The sequence below is a fragment of the Pedobacter sp. BG31 genome, from assembly GCF_042464845.1.
In the GTDB taxonomy this organism is placed as follows: Bacteria; Bacteroidota; Bacteroidia; order Sphingobacteriales; family Sphingobacteriaceae; genus Pedobacter; species Pedobacter suwonensis.
Genome location: NZ_JBHNZK010000001.1, coordinates 508,798 through 532,007, shown reverse-complemented (window position 1 = coordinate 532,007; position 23,210 = coordinate 508,798). Strand labels below are relative to the sequence as shown.

Sequence of the window (23,210 nt, the reverse complement as noted above, 5' to 3'; positions counted from 1 at the left end):
ATATTTACCCCATGACCTTATCAGAAAGAATAGAAAACTCAAAAACCAGTATTTTTAAAGCCGTTTTCCCAAATACAACCAACCATTACGATACGCTTTTCGGCGGTACCGCCATGCATTTGATGGACGAAGTGGCTTTTATTACCGCAACTCGGTTCAGCCGCCAAATTATGGTAACGGTAAGCAGCGACAGGATCGATTTTAAAAAGCCGATTCCAGCAGGAACCATTGTAGAACTTATTGGCAAGGTAAACCATGTAGGCAATACCAGTTTAAAAGTTAACGTAGAAATTTATATCGAGCAGATGTACGCTGAAGGAAGAGAATTAGCCGTACATGGCGATTTTACTTTTGTAGCTATTGATGAAAACAAAAAGCCAGTTCAGGTCATTAAATAATCTGATAATTTTTAGCTAAAATGGTATAAAGTTCATCAGGTTTAAATCTTTAATTTAATAATGGAGCATGAACATTCCGAAGAAGAATTAAAAAACATTGCGAAACAGCTAAGCTGCCCGGAAGGCGAACATGGCATTAAAACAGGGGAGATGATGCATGCCAGCAACATTGGCATGACCACTTCTGCAATTGATGCATTAAATCTCAAAAACAATGAAACTGTTTTAGAAATCGGTCATGGCAACGGTGGACACATTGCTCAGTTATTTTCACGGGCCGAAAACATCAACTATTTTGGTGCTGATATTTCAGCTACCATTATCGCCGAAGCTGAAAAAAACAATCAAGTTTTCTTAGCACAGGGAAATGTCCAATTTAAACTGACAGATGGAAACAGTCTGCCTTTCCATAATCATCAGTTCGACAAGATTTTCACAGTAAATACCATATACTTTTGGAAAAATCCATGCGGATACCTCGCCGAAATTAAAAGAACCTTAAAACTTAATGGCACTCTGGTAATCTGCTTTGCCAATAAAACTTTTATGCAAAATCTTCCTTTCACGCCTTATGTTTTTAAACTTTATGAAGTAGAAGAGGTAAAAGAACTCTTAAAAAACGGCGGATTTACGGTTGAAAATATTCTTAGTAAAACCGAACAGATAAAAAGCAAAACTGGCGAACAGGTACAAAGGGAATATCATGTTGTAACGGCAAACACATTATAGTCCTCGTTTGTAACGAGGATTAGCGAGAATAGCGATTGTATCGCTAATAACAAAAACCACATTACAAATGTGAATCCCATTCATCCTCGTTACAAACGAGGACGATAGATAAGGTATTTCTTTGTTTCTTCCTGTCTTTGTGATTAATCTAATACAAAATCAGATACAAATACGCATAAACCACCGGTGCAGCCAATAATAAGCCATCAAAACGATCTAACAAACCGCCGTGTCCTGGCAACAGACCGCCACTGTCTTTAGTATCTAAACTTCGTTTAAGCATCGATTCTACTAAATCGCCCAATGTTCCAAAACCTGCAATTAATACAGCCATACCCATCCAAACCCAGGACGGGCTTTCAGTAAAAAGAAAAGACAGAGCAAAAGCGACCAAAATGCTGGTAAACATCCCGCCGAAAAATCCTTCCCAACTTTTCTTCGGCGAATGACGCTCAAACAATTTGCGCTTACCGTATTTTACGCCAAAAAGATAGGCTCCGGTATCATTTGCCCAAAGCATTAACAAAAATGCGAGCGGTAAATGAAAGTTATATTCATTCCAGTTTTTTAAGAAACCGAGGGCATGGAAAAAACAGAAAGGGATGGTTACATAAACAAAGCCAACAAACGTATAAGAGATATTGGCAAATGGAATTTTGTTTTTCTTATACAACTCAGTGATAAAAACAGAGAAAATGAGCGGGATACAAAGCAACAGATACTTAACATCATATTCTAAATAATGTAAACCTGCGGCCATTAGAAAAATTAAAGATCCTGCCATTAAACCGATGTTTCGGTGTGGCCTGATACCAGCATTTTTAATCAGCTTATAAAATTCAAATAAGGATAAACCACTCAGGATAAGATAAAAAATAGTAAATGCATAACTCCCCAATAAGATAGAGCCAAGCATCACAATGGTAAAAAAGAAAGCGGTTATTGCCCTGGTTTTCATTTAAGTTAAGAGGTAAAGGGTATAAGGTTTAAGGTCATTATTACTATTCAATTTCGTTCTCAACGATGTATTCTATGGCTTTATTGAAATCTAACTTACTCACCGAAACATTTATTTCGCCAATATTATATGCCGAGAGCTGTTTATTTATCGTCACTGCGGGAATACCTGCTTCTGTTAATCCCTGTTTTAATACCTCTGCCGCAAAGGCATTGCTGGTGGTGTATACCTTAACCCAATTTTCGCTCACGTGATGCGCTATCTTTAAAAAATTTAAACAAAGCTATGGTAATTATTGCACTAATTAAATACCCATACCAAGGAAAACCAATCGGCTCATCAGCTTTATCAAGTGGCATATGATGCTTTTGCATATAAAAAGCCGCGCAAACCGCATAAGCATTGTTTAAAAAGTGCGCAAACATGGCATACCAGATACTTCCGCTAAAATAATACAGGTAACCAAAGCCTGCACCCAATAACATCCGCGGCACAAAACCATAAAACTGGAAATGGATCGCACTGAAAATAATGGCAGCACTCCAAATGGCAATATGATGATTACCCAACATTTTTTGCAATGAACCTTGCAGCCCAGCCCTAAAAAAAAGCTCTTCACCAATAGCAGGCAACACGGCAATCATCACCAAGTTAACCACAAAATCCCAGTTACTCCTCACCGTAATCAGTTGAATGGTCATTTTCATGGCTTCCTGTTCCTTCATTTTCATCCAGTTTTCCAATCCCTTTAAAAACTCAGGCAGTACCATTTTTTGATTGACAACCGTTACCCACTCCATAATAGGCATACTCACCACCATAATGGCAAAAACTAGAACAAAAGGAAGAAAATTATGCTTGTTAAACCTATAAAACGTATTCGGTTTTTGTCCCTCTGTATACGCTAAAACAATAGGAGGCAAAATAAACATACCTATAGAACTCGAAATCTGTATTATTTTTAAGGCTGTGATAAATTTAGGGTCACCGCTCATAATGGTTCCAAATTCGCCAAATATCGAAGTACCATAAAAAATTGCAACCACTACAAAGCCTAATAATGTGCATATTACCGCACCTACTGCCCAGTAAACGCAAAGTAAAAATATCTGTAAAAGTGGGTGGCTGCCTTTGCGGATGGGTGTTACAAAACTCATTATTTGTACCTTTGTATGTTTTATTAATCGTTGAAGATAGAAAATGTCTGTAAAGATAGGAAATATAGATTTAGGTGAGTTCCCGTTATTGCTGGCTCCAATGGAGGATGTAAGTGATCCACCGTTCCGTTATGTATGCAAAAAAAACGGTGCAGATATGATGTATACTGAATTTATCTCTTCGGAAGGCTTAATTCGGGACGCTGCAAAAAGCCTGCAAAAATTGGATATTTTCGAATATGAGCGACCAATTGGCATCCAGATTTTTGGTGGCGATATCGAACACATGCGCGAGGCCTCAGAAATTGCTTCTGCAGCAGGTCCCGATCTGGTTGACATCAACTATGGTTGTCCGGTAAAAAATGTAGTTTGCAAAGGTGCAGGCTCAAGTTTACTTCAGGATATTGATAAAATGGTAAAAATGACTGATGCGGTGGTTAAAGCTTCGCATTTACCTGTTACCGTAAAAACCCGCTTGGGTTGGGATGACAATACTAAAAACGTTTATGAAGTAGCCGAACGGCTTCAGGATGTGGGTATCCAGGCACTAACCATTCATGGCCGCACCAGGGCACAATTATATAAGGGAGAGGCCGATTGGAGTTTAATCCGTGAAATTAAACGCAATCCGCGCATTAAAATTCCGATTTTTGGCAACGGTGATGTAGATAGTCCTGAAAAAGCAGCCAATTGGCGCATGGAATATGAGGTAGATGGCATTATGATAGGCCGTGCCGCAATTGGTTATCCATGGATTTTCCGCGAAGTAAAACACTTCTTCAAAACCGGAAAACACCTGGCCGGACCAACTATGGAAGAAAGAATTGAGGTTTGCCGTACACACCTGGATAAATCGCTGGAATGGAAAGGTCCTAAAACCGGTATTTTCGAAATGCGTCGCCATTATGCCAACTATTTTAAAGGCCTGCCAGATTTTAAACCGTATCGCATGCGATTGGTTGCTGAATCAGATATCAGCAACATTTACAGCATTTTAGAAGAAGTGGCAGAAAAATTTGCCAACTATGATGCTACCAGTGTACTGGCTTGATTTTTGAAAGTTTTTTCTTACATTCGTTATTATCATGGTTACAGCAATTACAGATGGTGTTAAGGTTTCGGTAGAAACCGTCTACCAGCCAGAATATTCAAATCCGGCGAACGAACATTATATGTTTGCCTATCGCGTAGAAATTTCAAATCTTTCTGATTATGCTGTCCAGTTAATGCGCCGCCAATGGTTGATTTTCGATTCGAACTCAAGCCGTAGAGAAGTAGAAGGTGAAGGTGTTGTAGGTTTACAACCCATTATCCAACCTGGCGAAACGCATGTGTATGTTTCAGGTTGTAATCTCAAAACCGATATGGGCAGCATGAAAGGCACTTACCTGATGAAACGCGATATAGATGGCTCTGAATTTGATGTTGACATCCCAGAATTTCAATTGGTAGCCCCTTATAGGTTAAATTAATCTCTTACTTACTCTTGTCACCCATGGAATAGTCTAACGGCTAGACCAAGATTCATTTTAGAAAAGCACATTCAGTATTCCATTTTACTAATTATTCCTGCTTTTTTGCTCCAAGTACTCTCCACGCTTTGAGCTTTTACATCAATATCAAAGGCTTAGGTTATCTATGCAACCTGCAACCCCAAATAGTACAAGCTACCGTGCCACCTAAACCCGATCAAAGCGAAATGCCGATATTTTCATCGGCAGAAGCGGGAGCGGGACCGAAGTTTTCCTATTACCACAAAACCTGCTTTCCAAATAGATATTTTAAATATAGTCATCACCAGGTCTGATAGATACCGGATTTCAATCAGGTTTATTTAGTTGGAAAGATTCTGACCACGTAATTGCTACAAGATAATTGAAAATACTACCTCTACTTGTAAAACAAATCCGATGGATCGGATCAGCATGACGATCGGGTTAAATTAATAAACAAAAACGGCCAGGATAATGATCCCGGCCGCGTTGTATTTTTCATATTCAATATTCCCTAATCCCTGCTCCGTCCAAAAAGCATTGATGCGTAATATAATAAATTGGCTAATGCACCCACAGCCGCAACCACGTAAGTCATGGCTGCCCACCAAAGTGCATCTTTGGCCTGCGCATTTTCTTCCTGTGTTTGCATCACACCATTATTGTTCCTGAGCCAGGCTAAGGCCCGGTTACTGGCATCAAATTCAACAGGTAGGGTAACGATACTAAATACGGTTACTAATGCTAAACCCACTACACCAATCGCCAAAACAATCGGGTTTCCGGTAAAACCTATTAACAATACACCTATTAATAATACCCACTGCAAAAGATTAGATGATATGCTCACTACCGGCACCATGCTGCTTCTTAGCTGCAACCAGTTATATGATTTCGCCTGTTGCACCGCATGGCCACATTCGTGAGCCGCTACCGCTGCTGCTGCTACGCTACGACTGTAGTATACATCAGTACTTAAATTAACGGTTTTATCTGACGGATTGTAATGATCTGTTAATTGTCCCTCGGTACTCATCACCTTCACATCGTATATTCCATTATCATGCAGCATTCTTTCTGCTACCTCTTTGCCCGATAAACCAGAGCTTAATTGCATTTCAGCATACTTAGAAAACTTGTTTCTAAATCGCCATTGTACAAACATGCTCAGCAATAATACCGGGATGATTAATATTAAATAAACTCCCATTTTCTTATGTATGTTTTTCATTTAGCCTATATCAAAAAGCGTTCCCATATTATTTAAAATTTAAAAAACAGTACATTTATGTTATGCCAAACGAACTTTCATACTGGGAAAAAGAATCATTTTTTTGTAATTATGATGCGATTGTAATTGGCAGTGGAATAGTAGGATTAAATGCCGCCATTCACCTTAAAAAAACAGTTCCTTCGTTAAGGATAGTCATACTTGAAAAGGGATTTTTACCTACCGGTGCAAGCACAAAAAATGCTGGTTTCGCCTGCTTTGGAAGCATTTCTGAACTAACTGAGCAAGAGAAAAGGATGGGTAGCGAACGACTTGCAATGCTCATCGAAAAACGGTGGAAAAGTCTGCTCAAACTACGTTATTTGTTGGGCGATAATACCATTGATTATCAATGCCTGGGCGGATATGAACTATTTAAAAAAGAAGATCATTCTTTAGCTGAATTAGGTGTATCCAAAATTGAACATTTTAACCTTTTGGTTAATGATATTGTCGGATCCAATGCTTTTCGTGTAAACAATAAAAAAATCAGTTTATCTGGTTTCGAAGGGGTAAGTACTTTAATCGAAAATCAATATGAAGCCCAGATTGATAGTGGTAAAATGATGTACGCTTTAATTCAATATGCGCAACAACTTGGCATTGGTATTTTTAATAATTGTACTGTAGACCGGATTGAAGAAGAATCAAAAGGTTTTTGCCTGATCACCAAAAATGGAAATTTTTCTTGTAAACAATTGATTCTTACAACCAATGCCTTTATCAAAGATCTGTATCCTGATGTAGATATCAACCCAGGTCGCGGTCAGGTTTTAATAACCAGACCGATAAAAAATTTAAAGATAGCGGGTACTTTCCATTACGATAAAGGTTACTACTATTTCCGGAATATAAATAACAGAATTTTATTAGGTGGTGGTAGAAATATTGATTTCAAAGCCGAACAAACTACTACTTTTGGCCACACCGAACCAGTGCAATCTGCGCTTGAGCGTCTGCTAAAAAAAGTAATCTTACCAACCACTAAATATGAAATTGATTACCGCTGGAGTGGGATTATGGCTTTTGGTAAAACACTTGAACCGCATATAGAAGAAATCCGTCCAAATGTATTTTGTGCAACCAGGTGTAATGGTATGGGCGTTGCTATTGGCTCGCAAACAGGAGAAGATGTAGCTAATTTATTGTTAAATAAACTATAGCTGTTTTTTACCACAGAGAACATTGAGGAAAAGCACAAAGGACACAAAGTTTGGTTTTACTTAAGATCCTTCCTTGCATTCAGGAGACAGTAAAGAGATAATTATAGTCCCATCATCCATTTTACAACTTATATCATTTAAACACTATCGTCTTATTTCCACTCACAAAAACCCGGTCTTCAAAAATAAGTTCCAAAGCCTCCAATAATACTTTTTTTTCTATCTCCTTACCGGCATGTACCATTTCCTTCACACCAAAATTATGGTCTACATGATTGGTATGCTGCGCAATAATAGGCCCTTCATCTAAATTATCGGTAACAAAGTGTGCGGTAGCACCAATAATTTTTACCCCGCGCTCAAAAGCTTGCCGATAAGGATTGGCACCTATAAAAGCAGGCAAAAAGGAGTGATGGATGTTGATGATTTTACCTGCATAATCCTTTACAAAATCAGCTGAAAGAATCCGCATAAACTTAGCCAATACCAGGTAGTCTACCTCAAACCGATTAATGATGGTTTTTACTTCAGCTTCAAATTCACTTTTATCTTTGTTATTATGATCTACATAAAAATAGGGAATCCCCAGTTTCCCGGTAAAATCTTTAAGGCTTTCATAGTTACCAATTACACATTGAACATTTGCCCCTAAAGTTTTAAAGTGATTTTTAATCAGTATTTCTGCTAAACAATGATACTCTTTAGTCACCAGAACAGCAATCCGTTTTTCCTGTTTGGTAATTAGATTTACCTCAGCCGCATTTGGTAAATTTTCCAACAGTTTTTCCTTTAATTTTTCAGGATTTTCCAGATCTCCGGTGCAGGCAATTCTCGTAAAAAATGCTTTATTGGCTTCATCTACAAATTCGCGCATGGCAATGATATTCAGTTGATGCGCAGCCAGCACACGGGTAATATGGGTAACCAAACCCACTTGATCTCGACAGGAAATAAGGACAGTTAAAGCGTTCATTTTTAAAATACTAATATCCAATTATAAATAATTTTTACGGTTTTTTACGGTTAAAACTGACTAATTTTTTTTGGTATATCTATTTTAAATCTACATTTTTGCTAAAATTCTTATCATTATGGAGATCGCTGGTATTGCTTTACTAATTGTAATTTTAATTGTCCTGGTTATTTTATTACTAAAGAAACCTCAGGCTTCAATACCCATCGTTTCGTTAGAAGATTTTGAAAGGACAAAAAGTGAAAATGAAACCTTAAAAATAAGATTAGCCAAAGCGGACGAACGTGTTTCTAACTTAGCTACAGAAAAAGAGCATATTACCATTTTGCTTAAAGATGAACAACGGCGTTTAATTGATGAATTACAGGCTGAGCGGGACCGGCTTGCAGATGCCAACCGTGAGCTCGAAAGTACGAGATCATTTTACCTGGCCGAGAAAGAAAAGTTAGCAGAACAAAAATTAAGTTATGAGCAGTCGCAACAAAAACTGAATAAAGATTTCGAACTGATTGCCAATAAAATTCTGGAAGAAAAATCGACCAAATTTATCGAGCAGAACAGGACCAATCTGGATATTATCCTTAATCCTTTGAAAGAAAATATCAAGGCTTTTGAAGATAAGGTAGAAAAGGTTTATAAAGCAGAATCTGATGAAAGAAATATACTCAAAGGTGTAATTTCGGAACTGCAGATTCAAAGTAAACTTATTCAGGAAGACGCCAACAATTTAACCAAAGCCCTAAAAGGCGATAGTAAAAAACAGGGCAATTGGGGAGAAATTATATTGGAAAAGGTTTTGGAGCGGTCTGGTTTGGTCCGGGATCAGGAATACCGTATCCAGGCTTCGCATGCATCAGCCGAAGGCAGCCGTTACCAGCCAGATGTGGTAATAGACCTTCCAGACGATAAACACCTCGTTGTTGATGCTAAAGTAAGTTTAGTTGCTTATGAGCGCTCCGTATCTGCAGATACTGATGAAGAGCGTGAAGGCTATGTAAAGCAGCATCTGGCATCAATTAAAAACCATATTCAGGAACTTTCATCAAAAAACTACCAGGATTTATATAAAATCAATTCTCCGGACTTTGTTTTATTGTTTGTACCCATCGAATCTTCTTTTAGTATAGCAGTACAAAAAGATGCCGAACTGTTCAATTTCGCCTGGGACAGGAGGGTGGTAATCGTAAGTCCATCTACTTTGCTGGCTACTTTGCGCACCATAGCCAGTATATGGAAACAGGAACGTCAAAACCGGAACGTAATGGAGATTGCCCGTTTAAGCGGTAGTATGTATGATAAGTTTGTAGGTTTTATTGCCGACATGGAAAACATTGGAAAACATATTAAAAATGGACAGGACGCCTACGATAAAGCCATTAATAAATTGTCAGCAGGTGCAGGAAATTTAACCAATACTTCAGAAAAGATAAAAAAATTGGGTGCAAAGACTTCGAAACAGATTGATACCAAGTATTTGGATTTGAATGAAATACAGGATTTATAACTTTATAGTTATGAGTCACGGCCTCTGATTTTCGGGAAAACACTTAAAATGGTAAAAACTTGCAAAGTTAGTGATTTTTTATGATAGCGTTAGGACGATTTTTTTTCTTTTTTTTTAAGAGAATAGAATACATTTATTTTGCCTAAGGCAATATAGATGGCTTAAAAACACAAAAGTCGATGTAGCTGAGAACGTTTTATATTTTCTTAGCAATATCGACTACAAAGTAAAATCGTCATCCCGAATGGAACGCAGTGGAATGGAGAGATCTATACAGACAGATTTAGCTTCGCTGAGCCTTCGGGTTCTCTACTTCGTTGCACTCCGCTCGAAATGACGCACTGTTTTTATTTCTTAAAAGCATTCCAGCCCTGGGCTTTCAGCTCGTGCACATTATTTGATTTGGACACCATTTTGCAACCCGAATTTTTATCCGTTACATGTCCGATTACCGTGATATCTACATCATGTTTGAGTTTTTTGTAATCATCCTGGCTAATGGTAAATAACAATTCATAATCTTCACCACCACTTAGCGCACAAACAGTTGGATCAATACCCAATTCGCGTGCAGTTTCATAAGTCATTGGATCTAAAGGAATTTTCTCTTCATAAATGGTCATCCCTTTATCTGATTGTTCGGCCAGATGCAGAATTTCTGAAGCTAAACCATCTGATACATCGATCATAGCGGTTGGTTTTATATTCATTTCATCTAAAAGCGCAACAATATCCATCCTGGCTTCAGGCTTCAGTTGTCGTTCGATGATATAATCCTTTCCTTCTAAATCCGGCTGGATCTGCGGATTTTCAAGATAGATCAATTTCTCTCTTTCTAAAATCTGCAGGCCTAAATAGGCTCCGCCCAAATCGCCTGAAACGCATAACAAATCATGTTCCTGTGCGCCATTTCTGTACACCACTTTATCTGCATCGGCATAACCAATACTGGTAATACTGATTACTAAACCTTGCTTACTTGATGAAGTATCACCTCCTATCAAATCGATATTGTATTTATTACAGGCCAGTTCAATGCCTTTATAAATTTCTTCAACGGCTTCTAACGGAAATTTGCTCGACAAACCCAGCGAAACGGTAATCTGACTTGCCTTTCCATTCATGGCATAAATATCACTCAGGTTTACCTGTACAGCCTTATAACCCAAATGCATCAACGGCACGTAAGCCAAATCAAAGTGGATTCCTTCCAATAATAAATCGGTCGAAATTAAAGTCTGTTTACCTCTTGCATCCAGTACTGCAGCATCATCGCCAACTCCTTTTACCGAATAATCGTTTTTAATTTTAAAATTAGTCGTCAGGTGTTTAATTAAGCCGAATTCACCTAATTCATTAATATCTGTGCGTTCTTTATTTTCAAACATAACTTATACTTAAGGACAAAGCCTCATTTTATTTTTAAAAATTTAATTGTCATTCTGAGCACAGCGAAGAATCTTTACCTTAAAGCAGGTGCTTCATAGTTGAAGATCCTTCCTTCGTCAGGATGACAGATTTTTATTCTCCATCCAATTTCTTCCCTCGGTAAACCTGGCAATTAACATCGCCGCAACATTATCGCCTGTGGCATTTAATAATGTCGCCATCGGATCAACCAAAGTGCCTATAATCATGGCAGGTGGTAACGCCTCGGGTGGTAACTGATAGGCCGAAATCATCAATAGCTCGCCTATGTAACCGCCATTGGGTATTCCACCCTCAACAATGCTCACCAAAACGGTAATGCCAAGAGCAAGTACAATCGTATCTACATGCACTAAATCTTTACCAAAAATGGTAAAAACGACTGCAATTTTGATAATGGAACTGATGCTTGAGCCATCTTTATGCAAAGTTGATCCCAAAGGAATCGTTACATTGGTGATATATGCCGGTACGCCCATTTTCATAGTTCCTTCTAAATTTGCCGGAATAGTGGCAATGCTGCTACAGGTTCCAATGGAAGTTAAAGAAGGTACAATATTATTTTTCCAAAATACTTTTATTGCTTTAAATCCACCCGCAATGAAGGCATAAAAAGTAAAAAAAACAATAAAATAAAATGCCCCAACACCATAATACAGACCCAGGGCTTTAGCATAGGTACCAAAAAGCTGTGGACCAAATACGCCAACCTGGTAGGCAAAATAAGCACCCAATCCAACCGGCCCTAACTTCATAATTAAGATGATGAGTTTTTTCATCACTTCATTGCCTGAAACCAGGAATTTTTTAAAACTTTCACCTTCTTTTTCAGCATATAAAGTTGAAAAACCTACCAAAACTGAAAAAATAATCAGCGCCAGCATATTTTTCCTGCTTCCGATTTCGAAAAATTCACCAACTGTTAAAAGTTGTGTCATTTGTTCGCCAAATGATTGTACTTTGTCAGGTTCAGCTGGCAAAGCAGCACTTCCTAATTGCTGATGGATAGGAAAGATCCATGTCGCAAACAAAGTTAAAACCGCAGAAATGAGTATGGTAGAGAGAAATACCAAAACCATAATGGTTAATAATCTGCCTAACTTTTTTGTTCTATCGATATTTGCAATAGCTGAAGAAACCGCAAAAAATACCAACGGAATAACAGCTGTAAACAACAGGTTTAAAAATATATCTCCTAATGGTTTGATACTTTCAACGCTTTTTCCAAAAATTAAGCCCACGATACTTCCGACGGAGATTCCCGCCAAAAGCCATAGTAAGCCTGAGTAATTTTTAAGAATGTTGTTTTTTTCCATATGATCTTTTTCGTCATTGCGAGGCACGAAGCAATCTTAATACGCACGCCAGTAGCGATAGTTGTAAGATTGCTTTGTCGTACCTCCTCGCAATGACGATTTTTATTTTTACAATCCCAATTCTGCTGAAATATCCAGCATCCTCTGGATCGGTTTGCGTGCCTGCTCTATAATATGCTCAGGAACAGTTACTTCTGGCAAACCATTTTTAATACATAAATATAGTTTTTCTAAAGTATTTCTTTTCATATACGGGCAATCGTTACAGGCACAACTGTTATTTGGTGGCGCCGGAATAAATGTTTTTGTCGGATTCGCCTTTTCCATCTGGTGGATAATGCCACTTTCGGTAGCTACAATAAATTCTGTAGCAGGGTTAGTAATGGTATATTTTAAAAGCCCGGTTGTAGAACCAATATAATCAGCCATTTTCAAAACGACCTCTTCACACTCCGGATGGGCAATAAATTTAGCATTAGGATGGCGTTCTTTCAATTTTGTAATTTTTTCCTGCGAAAAAATTTCATGTACCATACAGGCACCGTTCCACAATACTAAATCCCGACCAGTTTTTTTTGCAACATAAGCGCCTAAGTTCCGATCTGGTCCGAATATTATTTTTTGCTCTTTAGGTAAACTCTCAACAATCTGAACCGCGTTAGTACTCGTGCAAACAATGTCACTTAAAGCTTTTAATTCGGCCGTACAGTTTACATAAGTGATGACCAGGTGATCAGGATATTTTTCCTTAAACTTCTTAAACAGATGTGGTGGACAACTATCTGCCAATGAGCAACCTGCTTTTACATCCGGTAATAAAACAGTTTTTCCAGGAGATAAGATTTTTGCTGTTTCGGCCATAAAGTGTACACCAGCAAACACAATTACGTCAGCATCCGTTTTTGCAGCTTCTTGTGATAAGCCTAAACTATCACCAATATAGTCCGCAATATCCTGTATATCAGGATCTTGATAATAGTGGGCTAGGATTATGGCATTTTTTTCCTTCTTTAATTTCTCAATCTCTGCAAAAAGATCAAGCGTAGGGTCAATTTCTTCTTCTGCGAAACCTTTTTTATTGATTTCTTCTAAGACATCTATGTTCATTTTAAATTTTCCTTTTTTGAATTTTGACGTTGGTCAAAGATAAAGCTTTCCACGTCTCAATAATTAATAAGTTATTTTAAATAAATAAATCTTGTTTGTTTATTAGTGTGTTAATATTGTTGGCAAGTTTAGAAATTTCTTTCGTTTAGATAAGTTATTAATTGTTTACTAACATTTAGATTACATTTATCTAATATTATAAGTTTGATTTTCAGTGCTATCGAAAATTGCGTCAATTTTTATCAATAGTGGAATGTTAATTGTTTATAAGTGGGGAAAAAGTTAATTACTTGTATAAAGCTGCTTAAAAATTGCGCAAAAGATTGTGGCAAATTGTGTTTTTAGAGTAGCTTTAAACATTCAAATTTATTTGTTAGGATAATTTAGACACAAGGCTAACATTTATTAACTAGTTGTTAACATAGTGGATAAAGTAAATGTTTTTTATTAATGAAGAAAGTAGATTTTCTGGTAATTGGTTCAGGTATAGCAGGTTTGAGTTTTGCACTTAAAGCTGCCAGGTTCGGTAAGGTTTTAATTGTTACTAAATCGAATGAGGATGAATCGAATACAAAATACGCTCAGGGCGGTGTTGCAGTTGTGGTAGATAAAGGTGATTCTTTTGAGAAACATATTGAAGATACTTTGATTGCGGGAGATGGATTATGTGATCAAAAAATTGTGGAAATCGTTGTAAAAGAGGGTCCTCAGCGTATTCAGGAAATCATTGATTACGGTATAAACTTCGATAAGGACAATGCTGGTTTTTACGATTTGGCTAAAGAGGGGGGGCATTCTGAACACCGTGTTTTGCACTATAAAGACATCACCGGGTATGAGATTGAGCGCGTGTTGTTAAATGAAATTCATAAGAATAGCAATATAGAGATATTAACACATTACTTCGCACTAGAGTTAATTACCCAACATCACCTGGGTGAGTTTGTGGATAAACGTACTGAAGATATTAACTGTTATGGCATATATGCCTTTAACACAGAGCTTAACGATGTGGAAAAGATTGTGGCAAATGTGACTGTGATGGCTTCTGGTGGTGCCGGACATGTTTATTCGGCCACTACAAACCCGGTTATTGCAACAGGCGATGGAATGGCCATGGTTTACAGGGCAAAAGGTAAAGTAAGAAATATGGAGTTTATCCAGTTCCATCCAACTGCATTATATCATCCCGGAGAGTATCCGTCGTTCCTGATTTCTGAAGCCGTTAGGGGTTTTGGGGGTGTTTTAAGACGCAAGAATGGTGAAGAATTTATGCATGAGTATGATGAACGTAAGTCATTGGCACCACGTGATATTGTTGCGCGTGCCGTGGATAATGAAATGAAGAAATCGGGCGATGACTTTGTTTATCTTGATATTACCATGCGCAGCAAGGCTGATATATTGAAACACTTTCCCAATATTTATGCTAAATGCTTATCTATAGGAATAGATATGACTAAAGATTATATACCAGTTACACCTGCATCTCATTATATGTGTGGCGGTATCCTGGTGGATGAATATGGTCGTTCTTCCATTAAAAATTTATATGCTTGCGGTGAATGTTCTTCAACAGGTTTGCATGGAGCTAACCGATTGGCTTCCAATTCATTATTGGAAGCGACAGTTTTTGCTCACCGGATCTATCAGGATGCTATCGAAAACTTTAAAAATAATGTTATTCCTGATCATATTCCGGAATGGGATTCGCAAGGTGTTACCCAAAGTAATGAGGATGTATTGGTAACGCATAACCTGAGGGAGTTACAGAAGGTTATGGGCGATTATGTGGGTATTGTACGTTCTGATTTCCGTTTGGAACGGGCACATCGACGCTTGTTTTTAATTTACCAGGAGACGGAAGAGTTTTATAAAAAAAATAAAGTTTCAGTTAAACTGTGTGAATTGAGAAACGTAATTCAAACGGCTTATTTAGTAATTAAATCGGCCATGCAACGAAAAGAGAGTAGGGGACTACATTATACTACCGATTATCCTGAACATGCTAATGAACTGGTAGATACTGTTTTTTAATATTTCCGTCATGCTGATCCGATAGATATCGGATTTATTTCAGCATCTGAACACCATCAGATACACAATACATAAAAAGACCCTGAAATAAATTCAGGGTGACGTTAAAATTGATTTATGCCTTTAATACTGCCTGTAAAAGATAAATATCCTGAAATAGGAAAAGATAATTTCATAGCGGAGAACGCCACGATTGTGGGTGATGTAACCATTGGCAATAAATGTTCCGTATGGTTTAATGCCGTGATCAGAGGCGATGTAAATGCCATTACGATCGGAAATGAGTCAAACATCCAGGATGGTGCAGTAATTCATGCTACTTACTTAAAAGCCTCCACACATATTGGCAATAGGGTATCTGTTGGACATAATGCCATTGTGCATGGCTGTACCGTTCAGGATCATGTGTTGATCGGTATGGGTGCCATTGTAATGGATCATGCTATAATAGAAGAGTATTGCATCATAGCAGCCGGATCTGTCGTATTGGAAAATACAATTTGCGAAACGGGTTACTTATATGCAGGTACGCCTGCAAAAAAAATAAAGCCCATTACCGAAGATCAAAGGGCTTTACTTAATAAATTGCCTGATAATTATATCATGTATTCGGGCTGGTTTATGCAATAAAAGGTTGTCCTTTCAACTGAAGTTTTGCTTTATATTCGTTACCGTAATCCGATAACTATCGGATTTATTTCAGGGTCTATCATGCTATAAACATGCTGAAATGAATTCAGCATGACGATTTTTTAGAGATAAAACTACATTACTGCGTTGGCGGTGGTATTACTAATGGATCTTCACGTTCCCAGTTTGGTTTCAAGTCCATCAATGCTTTTAAATACCATACTTTTTCAGGCTGGTATCCTTCCTTAACATTTCCCGTGTCCCAGATGCCATTTTTATTTTCGTCATAAATAACCCTAAGCATATATTTACCTGCAGGATATTTAGAAAAAGTAATTTTTGAGTTTTTGCTAACCGGAAAAGATTTTATGACATCTTTTTTTTCGTTTAGGAACTGAACCACATATCTTTTAGAAGTATCCGGAACGGTTACATTTAATATTAGAGTAGTATAGGCGTCTTGACTTTCAAGCGTAAAACGTTTCGTGATATCTTTGTTTTTGGCATTAAATATCGCGGTAAATGCGCCTGCACCCAATTTTAAATCGTAGTTTCTTTTGCTTTTCCAAGGATACTTAATGTAGTATTTAAGAAAATCTGTACTATCTTTCACCAACTCAAAATTTGTTCTTTTTACAGAGTCTTCCAGAAGGGTGATTTTAGTTGGATCTGCAGCCGTAATCGGGAAAGATGAGGTTAATGTCAGCTGCTGGAAAGGATTTAATTTACCGCCTGTTAAGTTATCAGAAATGGTAATTTCGCGAGTGTAAGTATCTTTTTTACCCCTTGTAAAGTTTAAGGTTTGAAGAAGCTTTCCTTGATCCTCAACAGCCACCTTTACTGAATCAAAACTCATGTCATTCAGCCATATTTTAGCAGTATCGTTATTTTTGGTAAAGTGGACATACTTCCCTATATCTGCTGCCGGCGGATCGGTAATTGTTATTTTAGGGCGTTTCAGCTGCTGATTAAAGATGATTGAGATACTGCCATCATTATTCAGTTTTCGGTCCAGTACGCGGAACTCTGGAGGTAGCTCTTTAAATATCTGCAGGTTAATGTTTTCCAGGTTTTTATCAATTACGATGGGTTCTTTTATAAATCCAACTTCATCAGAAATCTGTTGGTATATTTTATCGCCACCTCCGGTACTTTCTTTAATGGCATAAACTTTATAGGTACCTTTTCTGAGGTTACTCAATTTGTACGTACCGGCACTATCAGTAGTGGTATATATTGATGGACGTTTTTTACCGAAAATCGTATCTCTTTCTAAAGGCAAAATAAATACGGTAACTTCCTTTTCAGGTTCGTCACTTAGTGAATTAATAACTTTACCACTGATTGATAATGAATCAATATCTGGTCCTGTTGAAAAAACATAAGATAGATTTTTAACCACATTTCCTTCATTTACATCTGCAATAGATTTCCCAAAATTCAAGGTATAGGTTGTATTTTTTTCGAGAGAATCCTTAAGAATAATTTCCAATCTCTTCTGCCTCTTTTTTAATTCCGGAACTTTTTCCTGATCAGGTGAAATCGAAAATTCTTTAAACTCATCTTTCAGATTAAAATACTCATCAAACTCTATTACTATTTTTTTTGCATTAAAATTCCTTGTCTGATTTTTCGGCGTCATGCTTAAAACTTTTGGTGGCTTGGTATCTTTTGGTCCACCCTGTGGTGTCTGCATACTGGCACAACCAAAAAGTAGGAGCAAGGTGAAAATAACCGCTAAATTTTTAAGGTTAAAATAGTGATATTTTAAATTTGGCATATTTTAATCGTTCTGACGGATTTTTGTACTTTTTGGAATATTGTGTTTAAAAAATATTTTTTATCGCTTAAATCGCTTTATTTTAAGTCTATTTTATTTTATTTAAGTATCTGATAATCAGTTATTTATTAATATAGACCATTAAAACGGAAATATCTGATGGAGAAACACCTGAAATTCTTGAAGCCTGACCTAAAGTACGGGGTTTTATTTTAAATAATTTTTCGCGTGCTTCTTTGGAGATGGACACAATTCTATTATAGTCAAAATCTGGCTTGATTTCTTTATCTTCCATTTTTAGCATTTTCGCTACAATTTCATTTTCTTTTTCGAAATAGCTTTCGTACTTAATTTTAATTTCAGCTTGCTCGATAGTTTCTTTGTCTAAAGCTTTAGTCGCTTCGGCTAAAGATTTACTAACCTTAATGATATCTTGTAAGCCGACATGAGGTCTGCCGACCAAACTGTGAATTTTTACGTTTTGGTTTAAAGCACTCGAGCCTAAACTTTCAAGCATCGGATTTGCATCGGCCATTTCAATTCCCTGGCTTTTGGTAAATTTTACCAGGGCTTCAGCATTTGCAATTTTCTGATTCACCTTGTTCAATCGCTCATCTGAAATTAATCCCAGTTCATGTCCGATAGGAGAGAGACGTATATCTGCATTATCCTGCCTTAATAACAAACGATGTTCAGCTCTGGAAGTAAACATTCGATAAGGCTCTTCTGTGCCTTTGGTAACGAGATCATCTATTAAAACACCGATGTAACTTTCAGATCTTTTCATAATCAATTCATATTTATCGGTTATTTTTTGGTGTGCATTGATCCCTGCCATGAAACCTTGGCAAGCAGCTTCTTCGTACCCGGTTGTTCCGTTTATTTGCCCGGCTAAAAATAAATTGCTGATTAACTTAGTTTCTAATGTCAAAGATAATTGGGTAGGTGGAAAGAAATCGTACTCGATAGCATAACCAGGTCTGAACATTTTAGCCTTTTCGAAACCTGGAATTAACCTCAACGCTTTAAATTGGACGTCTTCCGGAAGAGAAGTTGAAAAACCATTTACATAAATTTCACAGGTATTCCAGCCCTCAGGTTCAACGAATATTTGGTGTCTGTCACGCTCAGCAAAACGATTGATTTTATCTTCAATAGAAGGACAGTATCTCGGACCTAAACCTTTAATACGACCAGTAAACATTGGTGATTTTTCAAAGCCTTCTTTCAATGTTTCATGTACATCACTATTGGTATAGGTAATCCAGCAACAACGCTGATCGGTGGAAACAACAGTGTCAGTATAAGAGAATTTTCCTGGGTTTTCGTCTCCCCATTGCTCTTCCATTTTGGTGTAATCTAGACTTCTTCCATCAACACGGGGTGGGGTACCGGTTTTCATACGGCCTGCTTCCATACCCAATTTTACTAATTGTTCTGTAATTCCTGTTGATGATTTTTCTCCCGTTCTTCCTCCTCCGAATTTCTTTTCGCCAACGTGTATAGTACCATTTAGAAATGTACCATTAGTTAATACTACGGCAGTACTTTTGATCTCAATACCTAAAGAAGTTTTAACGCCATATACGGTATTATCTTCTACTAGTAACCCCACAACACTATCTTGCCAGATATCGAGATTTGGAGTTCTTTCCAATGCTAAGCGCCACTCTTCTGCAAATCGCATTCTGTCTATTTGCGCCCTCGGGCTCCACATAGCAGGTCCTTTCGATTTATTCAGCATGCGGAATTGTATGGTTGATTTATCAGATATTATACCCGAATAACCGCCCATGGCGTCTACCTCACGAACAATCTGGCCTTTAGCAACACCGCCCATAGCAGGGTTGCAGCTCATTTGGGCGATGGTACCCATGTTCATAGTAATTAATAAAACAGATGATCCTAAATTAGCAGCAGCAGCAGCAGCTTCACATCCTGCATGCCCTGCACCAACAACAATCAAATCGTATTTTGAAAACATCTTATTATATTTTTAATTGTTTCACGTGAAACAATGTTATTTTTTATCGTTAAAATTTAACTTTCTTTTCTGTTGATTATATGTTCCACGTGAAACATATTGTTGATCTTCACATGATTATTATTCTGAAAGCTCCAACCAGCGCAATGTATAATCGTCTAATTTCGTTTGCAGCGTTTCAATCTCAGTTGATATTTGCTGGATTTTAATATAATCAGAAGTACTGATATTATTTAAGGTATTGGTTAATTCGGTTATTTTATTTTCCGTTTCTTCCATTCCTTTCTCAGCTTCTTCTAATTCTTTCTGTTCTTTAAAGCTTAGCTTTTTTGTTGCTTTAGGCTGGACTTGGTCAGTGTTGGGAACAGAAGTTTTTTTTGTTTCTTTAGTCTTGGGCTGTTCTAAACTTAACCGGTATTCCGAATAATTACCATTGTATATTTTAACAACGCCTTCACCCTCCATAATAAAAAGCTGATCGCTCATTTTGTCGAGTAAATACCGATCGTGCGAAACTAACATCAAAATGCCCGGAAAATTTTCTAAAAATTCCTCAAGCACATTTAAGGTATCAATATCAAGGTCATTTGTTGGTTCATCCAAAATCAGAAAATTTGGATTTTGCATCAAGACCTTCATCAGGTTTAAACGTTTTTTTTCGCCGCCACTTAATTTCTCTACCATGCCATGTTGTTTCTTGGGAGGAAAAAGAAAAAGTGTTAATAGGGCAGAAGCGGTAATAACGGAACCATCCGCCATTTTAATATATTCAGCATCTGATTTTACAATATCTATGACGCGCTCTTTAGGATCAAAAGTTAAACCACCCTGTTTGTAATATCCAAATACGGTTGTTTCGCCAATATCAACTTTACCATCATCTGGCTTTAAATTGCTGGTGATGATATTTAAAAGTGTTGATTTACCTGTTCCATTTTTTCCAGCTAAACCAATACGATCACCTTTTTTAAAGGTATAACTGAAATCATTAATGATTGGCCGACCTTCAAAACTTTTTTTTATGTGATCTAACTCGATGATTTTGCCACCCTGCCTAGACATTTTCATTTTAAGGGTAACACTTTGATTTTCAGACTTTTTCTTGGTTTTTTCCTCTAAATCGTAAAAAGCATCAATCCTGGCCTGAGATTTCGTTGCACGCGCTTGTGGCATGCGTCTCATCCACTCTAATTCTTTCTTTAATAGCTGTTGGTTCTTGTGTAAAACAGTTGCGTCCAAAGCCTCCATTTCTGCTTTCTTTTCGAGGAAGTATGCATAATTTCCATTGTAGTTGAAAATTTTTCCTCTATCCAGTTCTACAATGGTATTACAAACATTATCTAAGAAGTATCTGTCATGTGTAACCAACAGAATGGTTTTTTGTCCGGTAGTTAATAACTTCTCTAACCATTCAATCGTGTCGATATCTAAATGGTTGGTAGGTTCATCGAGTACCAGGATTTCAGGATCTTCAATTAATAGTTTTGCTAAAGCCAAACGTTTCTTTTGTCCACCAGAAAGCGTATCAATTTTTTGTTGAAGATGAGTAATTCCCATCCGGTTTAGAATGGTTTTAATCTCATGTTCGTATTCCCAGGCATTATGCTCACTTAATTCTTCATATAAGCGATTGAGTGTGTTTTCATCTGGGTTCGGTTGTTCAATTAACTCTTCATATTCTTTGATGAGCTGTTGTTGCTTATTTTCGAGCGAAAAGATATGGTCGCTAATAGAAAATCCCGCTGTGAACTGAGGTTCCTGATCCAGAAAACCGATTTTAACGGATTTATTTTTTACTATTTTACCCTCAAGCGGAGGAAACCGCTCAGCCAATAATTTCAATAACGTGCTCTTACCCGCGCCATTAATACCAACCAGCGCCACGCGTTGACCGGAATTAATACCGAGGGTTAAATTTTTAAATAACCATTCATCATGATAACCATGTCCTAAGCCTTCTGCCGCAATTAATGTGCTCAATTTTTCTGTATTTCGGATTTATAAAAGAAAATTATTGCAAAGGTAAGTATAAATTATTTGCAACGCTAAACAGATATCTCAAAGCTATTGTGTATCAGCTAAAATGGCAAAAACTTGATGTATTGTGATTGTTTTAAATGTTGATCAATGGTGGTTCTAAAACAAAACAGCGGTTGGACTCGCTCCACCGCTGCTTCAATCATTAACTAAAACTAAACTTTATCTTGAATAATGGCTAAGAATAATGACTTATGTCCCTTATTATCATCGTTGCTTTTAAAATGAGACTTTAAGAATTGAGAAATGTTGCAGAGACGTTCACAGGATTATACCAGTAGTGTATAATTATCGACGAACACCAGTATCGTTTAGACGAACAGAATAATTAGAGAAGGCGTATTTTGTAAAAATGACTTATGGGTAAAGATTTTCCGCTGGGCTATCATTGACAGACCCCAATAGAAAAATCGTCATTGCGAGGAGGAACGACGAAGCAATCTTAATGCGCACGGCTAGTAGCGATCGTTGTAAGATTGCTTCGTCGGCTGAAAAAGCCTTACAGCAATGACGACGGCTCTTGGCCTTTCAATTTGCTATCTATTGCTATTGATTTTTGTACAATAAATTATTCAGCACGATATTAAAAGAGGAGTGGGAAGTTAAACTAATCCAAATTCAGTTCTATATGCCAAATATTCATCTTCCTTTTGTGTCATAAGGGTTTTTGCAGCTTTTCCTTTATCCTTATAACCCAACAGGTGCAGGGTTCCATGGATCATAATGCGGCAAACCTCATCAAATGCTGAAGTTTTATAGGTTTTAGCATTTTCTTTTACACGCTCAATACTGATGAATATATCACTTATGATCAGTTTTTCTTCTTCAGAATTATCGAAGGTAATGATATCCGTATAGGTATCGTGATTTAAATATTGTTGGTTGATGCTTAAAAGATATTCATCACTACAAAAAATGAAATTAAGTTCCTGCAATTGATACCCTTCCTTTTCTATAGTAGCTTTAATCCATTTTTTAATTTTTAATTTTTGAGGAAGGCTATAGCTAATGGATTCGCTAAAAAAAGAAATTGCAGGCATACTGTAGTGTTTAATGGCTGCAAATTTAAGAAAATATTACGGTAGCTTCATCAACCAAAAGTGATTGAACAAATGATTGAATAGAGAATTCGTCATCTCGAATGAAGTGCAACGGAATGGAGAGATCTATGATCGAAAAGATGTATACAAGGCTAAAGATTTCTCGACTTTACTGCGTTCCGCTCGAAATGACGGATCTAATTTAA

The 23,210-nt window shown here is 37.2% G+C and carries 20 protein-coding genes; 8 read left to right on the top strand and 12 right to left on the bottom strand.

Annotation, left to right across the window (positions count from 1 at the left end):
• Nucleotides 1–11: 11 nt before the first annotated feature.
• Both ACFE6N_RS02375 and ACFE6N_RS02370 read left to right on the top strand, forming a co-directional pair.
• On the top strand, nt 12–398 hold the full coding sequence (locus tag ACFE6N_RS02375; RefSeq protein ID WP_378933458.1) for an acyl-CoA thioesterase: 387 nt from the start codon (nt 12–14) through the stop codon (nt 396–398).
• A gap of 60 nt (nt 399–458) precedes the next feature.
• Complete coding sequence (locus ACFE6N_RS02370; RefSeq protein WP_378933455.1) at nt 459–1,127, top strand: class I SAM-dependent methyltransferase; 669 nt, start codon at nt 459–461, stop codon at nt 1,125–1,127.
• Between the two features lie 148 nt (nt 1,128–1,275).
• On the opposite strand, the gene ACFE6N_RS02365 is transcribed toward ACFE6N_RS02370, so the two are convergent.
• From ACFE6N_RS02365 to ACFE6N_RS02355, 3 genes are read right to left on the bottom strand one after another with little or no spacing between them, the layout of a single operon-like run.
• A complete protein-coding gene (locus tag ACFE6N_RS02365; protein ID WP_090981373.1) occupies nt 1,276–2,085 on the bottom strand; it encodes a phosphatidate cytidylyltransferase in 810 nt (269 codons plus the stop codon).
• Nucleotides 2,086–2,128: 43 nt separating this feature from the next.
• Nucleotides 2,129–2,335, bottom strand: a complete 207-nt coding sequence (locus ACFE6N_RS02360) for a putative signal transducing protein (RefSeq protein ID WP_378933452.1) — start codon at nt 2,333–2,335, stop codon at nt 2,129–2,131.
• Nucleotides 2,316–3,242 (bottom strand): CPBP family intramembrane glutamic endopeptidase, encoded by a 927-nt coding sequence (locus ACFE6N_RS02355; protein WP_378933449.1) that lies wholly within the window; start codon nt 3,240–3,242, stop codon nt 2,316–2,318. Before ACFE6N_RS02355 ends, ACFE6N_RS02360 begins: the two co-directional genes overlap by 20 nt.
• Before the next feature lie 43 nt (nt 3,243–3,285).
• Between ACFE6N_RS02355 and dusB the strand changes: the two genes are divergently transcribed.
• Together dusB and apaG are read left to right on the top strand one after the other, a co-directional pair.
• Nucleotides 3,286–4,293 (top strand): tRNA dihydrouridine synthase DusB, encoded by a 1,008-nt coding sequence (dusB, locus tag ACFE6N_RS02350; RefSeq protein WP_378933446.1) that lies wholly within the window; start codon nt 3,286–3,288, stop codon nt 4,291–4,293.
• 34 nt (nt 4,294–4,327) lie between these two features.
• On the top strand, nt 4,328–4,714 hold the full coding sequence (gene apaG / locus ACFE6N_RS02345; protein WP_090981381.1) for a Co2+/Mg2+ efflux protein ApaG: 387 nt from the start codon (nt 4,328–4,330) through the stop codon (nt 4,712–4,714).
• A 535-nt stretch (nt 4,715–5,249) separates the two neighbouring features.
• Here apaG and ACFE6N_RS02340 read toward each other — a convergent pair.
• Entirely contained in the window at nt 5,250–5,945 is a 696-nt protein-coding gene (locus ACFE6N_RS02340; protein ID WP_090981452.1) for a zinc metallopeptidase, read from the bottom strand.
• Nucleotides 5,946–6,028: 83 nt separating this feature from the next.
• Here ACFE6N_RS02340 and ACFE6N_RS02335 point away from each other — a divergent pair, with 83 nt between their 5' ends.
• On the top strand, nt 6,029–7,168 hold the full coding sequence (locus tag ACFE6N_RS02335; protein ID WP_378933442.1) for an NAD(P)/FAD-dependent oxidoreductase: 1,140 nt from the start codon (nt 6,029–6,031) through the stop codon (nt 7,166–7,168).
• Nucleotides 7,169–7,301: 133 nt separating this feature from the next.
• On the opposite strand, the gene purU is transcribed toward ACFE6N_RS02335, so the two are convergent.
• On the bottom strand, nt 7,302–8,141 hold the full coding sequence (gene purU / locus ACFE6N_RS02330) for a formyltetrahydrofolate deformylase (RefSeq protein WP_378933439.1): 840 nt from the start codon (nt 8,139–8,141) through the stop codon (nt 7,302–7,304).
• A gap of 118 nt (nt 8,142–8,259) precedes the next feature.
• On the opposite strand from purU, the gene ACFE6N_RS02325 reads away from it, so the two are divergent.
• On the top strand, nt 8,260–9,645 hold the full coding sequence (locus ACFE6N_RS02325) for a DNA recombination protein RmuC (protein WP_378933436.1): 1,386 nt from the start codon (nt 8,260–8,262) through the stop codon (nt 9,643–9,645).
• Nucleotides 9,646–9,992: 347 nt separating this feature from the next.
• Here the strand turns inward: ACFE6N_RS02325 and thiL are convergent, their stop codons facing one another.
• The 3 genes from thiL to nadA all read right to left on the bottom strand — a co-directional run bounded on the left by thiL (nt 9,993) and on the right by nadA (nt 13,496).
• Nucleotides 9,993–11,033 carry a thiamine-phosphate kinase gene (gene thiL, locus ACFE6N_RS02320; protein ID WP_090981389.1) on the bottom strand — a complete coding sequence of 347 codons (1,041 nt, stop codon included), beginning with the start codon at nt 11,031–11,033 and terminating at the stop codon, nt 9,993–9,995.
• Nucleotides 11,034–11,150: 117 nt separating this feature from the next.
• Nucleotides 11,151–12,389: a dicarboxylate/amino acid:cation symporter gene (locus ACFE6N_RS02315; protein WP_378933433.1), complete on the bottom strand. Its 1,239-nt coding sequence runs from the start codon at nt 12,387–12,389 to the stop codon at nt 11,151–11,153.
• Between the two features lie 108 nt (nt 12,390–12,497).
• The gene (gene nadA, locus ACFE6N_RS02310) at nt 12,498–13,496 is read right to left on the bottom strand and encodes a quinolinate synthase NadA (RefSeq protein WP_378933430.1); all 999 of its coding nucleotides are present in this window, start codon (nt 13,494–13,496) and stop codon (nt 12,498–12,500) included.
• Nucleotides 13,497–13,946: 450 nt separating this feature from the next.
• Between nadA and nadB the strand changes: the two genes are divergently transcribed.
• Both nadB and ACFE6N_RS02300 read left to right on the top strand, forming a co-directional pair.
• Nucleotides 13,947–15,533: an L-aspartate oxidase gene (nadB, locus tag ACFE6N_RS02305; RefSeq protein WP_145858119.1), complete on the top strand. Its 1,587-nt coding sequence runs from the start codon at nt 13,947–13,949 to the stop codon at nt 15,531–15,533.
• Nucleotides 15,534–15,650: 117 nt separating this feature from the next.
• Nucleotides 15,651–16,163 (top strand): gamma carbonic anhydrase family protein, encoded by a 513-nt coding sequence (locus ACFE6N_RS02300; RefSeq protein ID WP_378933427.1) that lies wholly within the window; start codon nt 15,651–15,653, stop codon nt 16,161–16,163.
• A 139-nt stretch (nt 16,164–16,302) separates the two neighbouring features.
• Here the strand turns inward: ACFE6N_RS02300 and ACFE6N_RS02295 are convergent, their stop codons facing one another.
• The 4 genes from ACFE6N_RS02295 to ybeY all read right to left on the bottom strand — a co-directional run bounded on the left by ACFE6N_RS02295 (nt 16,303) and on the right by ybeY (nt 23,004).
• Entirely contained in the window at nt 16,303–17,943 is a 1,641-nt protein-coding gene (locus tag ACFE6N_RS02295) for an Ig-like domain-containing protein (RefSeq protein WP_378933424.1), read from the bottom strand.
• Between the two features lie 121 nt (nt 17,944–18,064).
• A complete protein-coding gene (gene mnmG / locus ACFE6N_RS02290; protein ID WP_378933421.1) occupies nt 18,065–19,927 on the bottom strand; it encodes a tRNA uridine-5-carboxymethylaminomethyl(34) synthesis enzyme MnmG in 1,863 nt (620 codons plus the stop codon).
• Nucleotides 19,928–20,047: 120 nt separating this feature from the next.
• Nucleotides 20,048–21,907, bottom strand: coding sequence for an ABC-F family ATP-binding cassette domain-containing protein (locus ACFE6N_RS02285; protein WP_378933418.1), 1,860 nt, complete (start codon nt 21,905–21,907; stop codon nt 20,048–20,050).
• Between the two features lie 659 nt (nt 21,908–22,566).
• Nucleotides 22,567–23,004: an rRNA maturation RNase YbeY gene (ybeY, locus tag ACFE6N_RS02280; RefSeq protein WP_378933415.1), complete on the bottom strand. Its 438-nt coding sequence runs from the start codon at nt 23,002–23,004 to the stop codon at nt 22,567–22,569.
• Between the last annotated feature and the right edge of the window lie 206 nt (nt 23,005–23,210).

What these genes read in the sequence shown, in the direction of transcription:
- ACFE6N_RS02315 (WP_378933433.1), bottom strand. Translation starts at nt 12,389, where the DNA reads ATGGAAAAAAACAACATTCTTAAAAATTACTCAGGCTTACTATGGCTT.
- nadA (WP_378933430.1), bottom strand. Translation starts at nt 13,496, where the DNA reads ATGAACATAGATGTCTTAGAAGAAATCAATAAAAAAGGTTTCGCAGAA.
- ACFE6N_RS02295 (WP_378933424.1), bottom strand. Translation starts at nt 17,943, where the DNA reads ATGCCAAATTTAAAATATCACTATTTTAACCTTAAAAATTTAGCGGTT.
- dusB (WP_378933446.1), top strand. Translation starts at nt 3,286, where the DNA reads ATGTCTGTAAAGATAGGAAATATAGATTTAGGTGAGTTCCCGTTATTG.
- ACFE6N_RS02325 (WP_378933436.1), top strand. Translation starts at nt 8,260, where the DNA reads ATGGAGATCGCTGGTATTGCTTTACTAATTGTAATTTTAATTGTCCTG.
- ACFE6N_RS02300 (WP_378933427.1), top strand. Translation starts at nt 15,651, where the DNA reads ATGCCTTTAATACTGCCTGTAAAAGATAAATATCCTGAAATAGGAAAA.
- ACFE6N_RS02375 (WP_378933458.1), top strand. Translation starts at nt 12, where the DNA reads ATGACCTTATCAGAAAGAATAGAAAACTCAAAAACCAGTATTTTTAAA.
- apaG (WP_090981381.1), top strand. Translation starts at nt 4,328, where the DNA reads ATGGTTACAGCAATTACAGATGGTGTTAAGGTTTCGGTAGAAACCGTC.
- ACFE6N_RS02335 (WP_378933442.1), top strand. Translation starts at nt 6,029, where the DNA reads ATGCCAAACGAACTTTCATACTGGGAAAAAGAATCATTTTTTTGTAAT.
- ACFE6N_RS02370 (WP_378933455.1), top strand. Translation starts at nt 459, where the DNA reads ATGGAGCATGAACATTCCGAAGAAGAATTAAAAAACATTGCGAAACAG.
- ACFE6N_RS02365 (WP_090981373.1), bottom strand. Translation starts at nt 2,085, where the DNA reads ATGAAAACCAGGGCAATAACCGCTTTCTTTTTTACCATTGTGATGCTT.
- nadB (WP_145858119.1), top strand. Translation starts at nt 13,947, where the DNA reads ATGAAGAAAGTAGATTTTCTGGTAATTGGTTCAGGTATAGCAGGTTTG.
- thiL (WP_090981389.1), bottom strand. Translation starts at nt 11,033, where the DNA reads ATGTTTGAAAATAAAGAACGCACAGATATTAATGAATTAGGTGAATTC.
- ACFE6N_RS02355 (WP_378933449.1), bottom strand. Translation starts at nt 3,242, where the DNA reads ATGAGTTTTGTAACACCCATCCGCAAAGGCAGCCACCCACTTTTACAG.
- ybeY (WP_378933415.1), bottom strand. Translation starts at nt 23,004, where the DNA reads ATGCCTGCAATTTCTTTTTTTAGCGAATCCATTAGCTATAGCCTTCCT.
- purU (WP_378933439.1), bottom strand. Translation starts at nt 8,141, where the DNA reads ATGAACGCTTTAACTGTCCTTATTTCCTGTCGAGATCAAGTGGGTTTG.
- ACFE6N_RS02340 (WP_090981452.1), bottom strand. Translation starts at nt 5,945, where the DNA reads ATGGGAGTTTATTTAATATTAATCATCCCGGTATTATTGCTGAGCATG.
- mnmG (WP_378933421.1), bottom strand. Translation starts at nt 19,927, where the DNA reads ATGTTTTCAAAATACGATTTGATTGTTGTTGGTGCAGGGCATGCAGGA.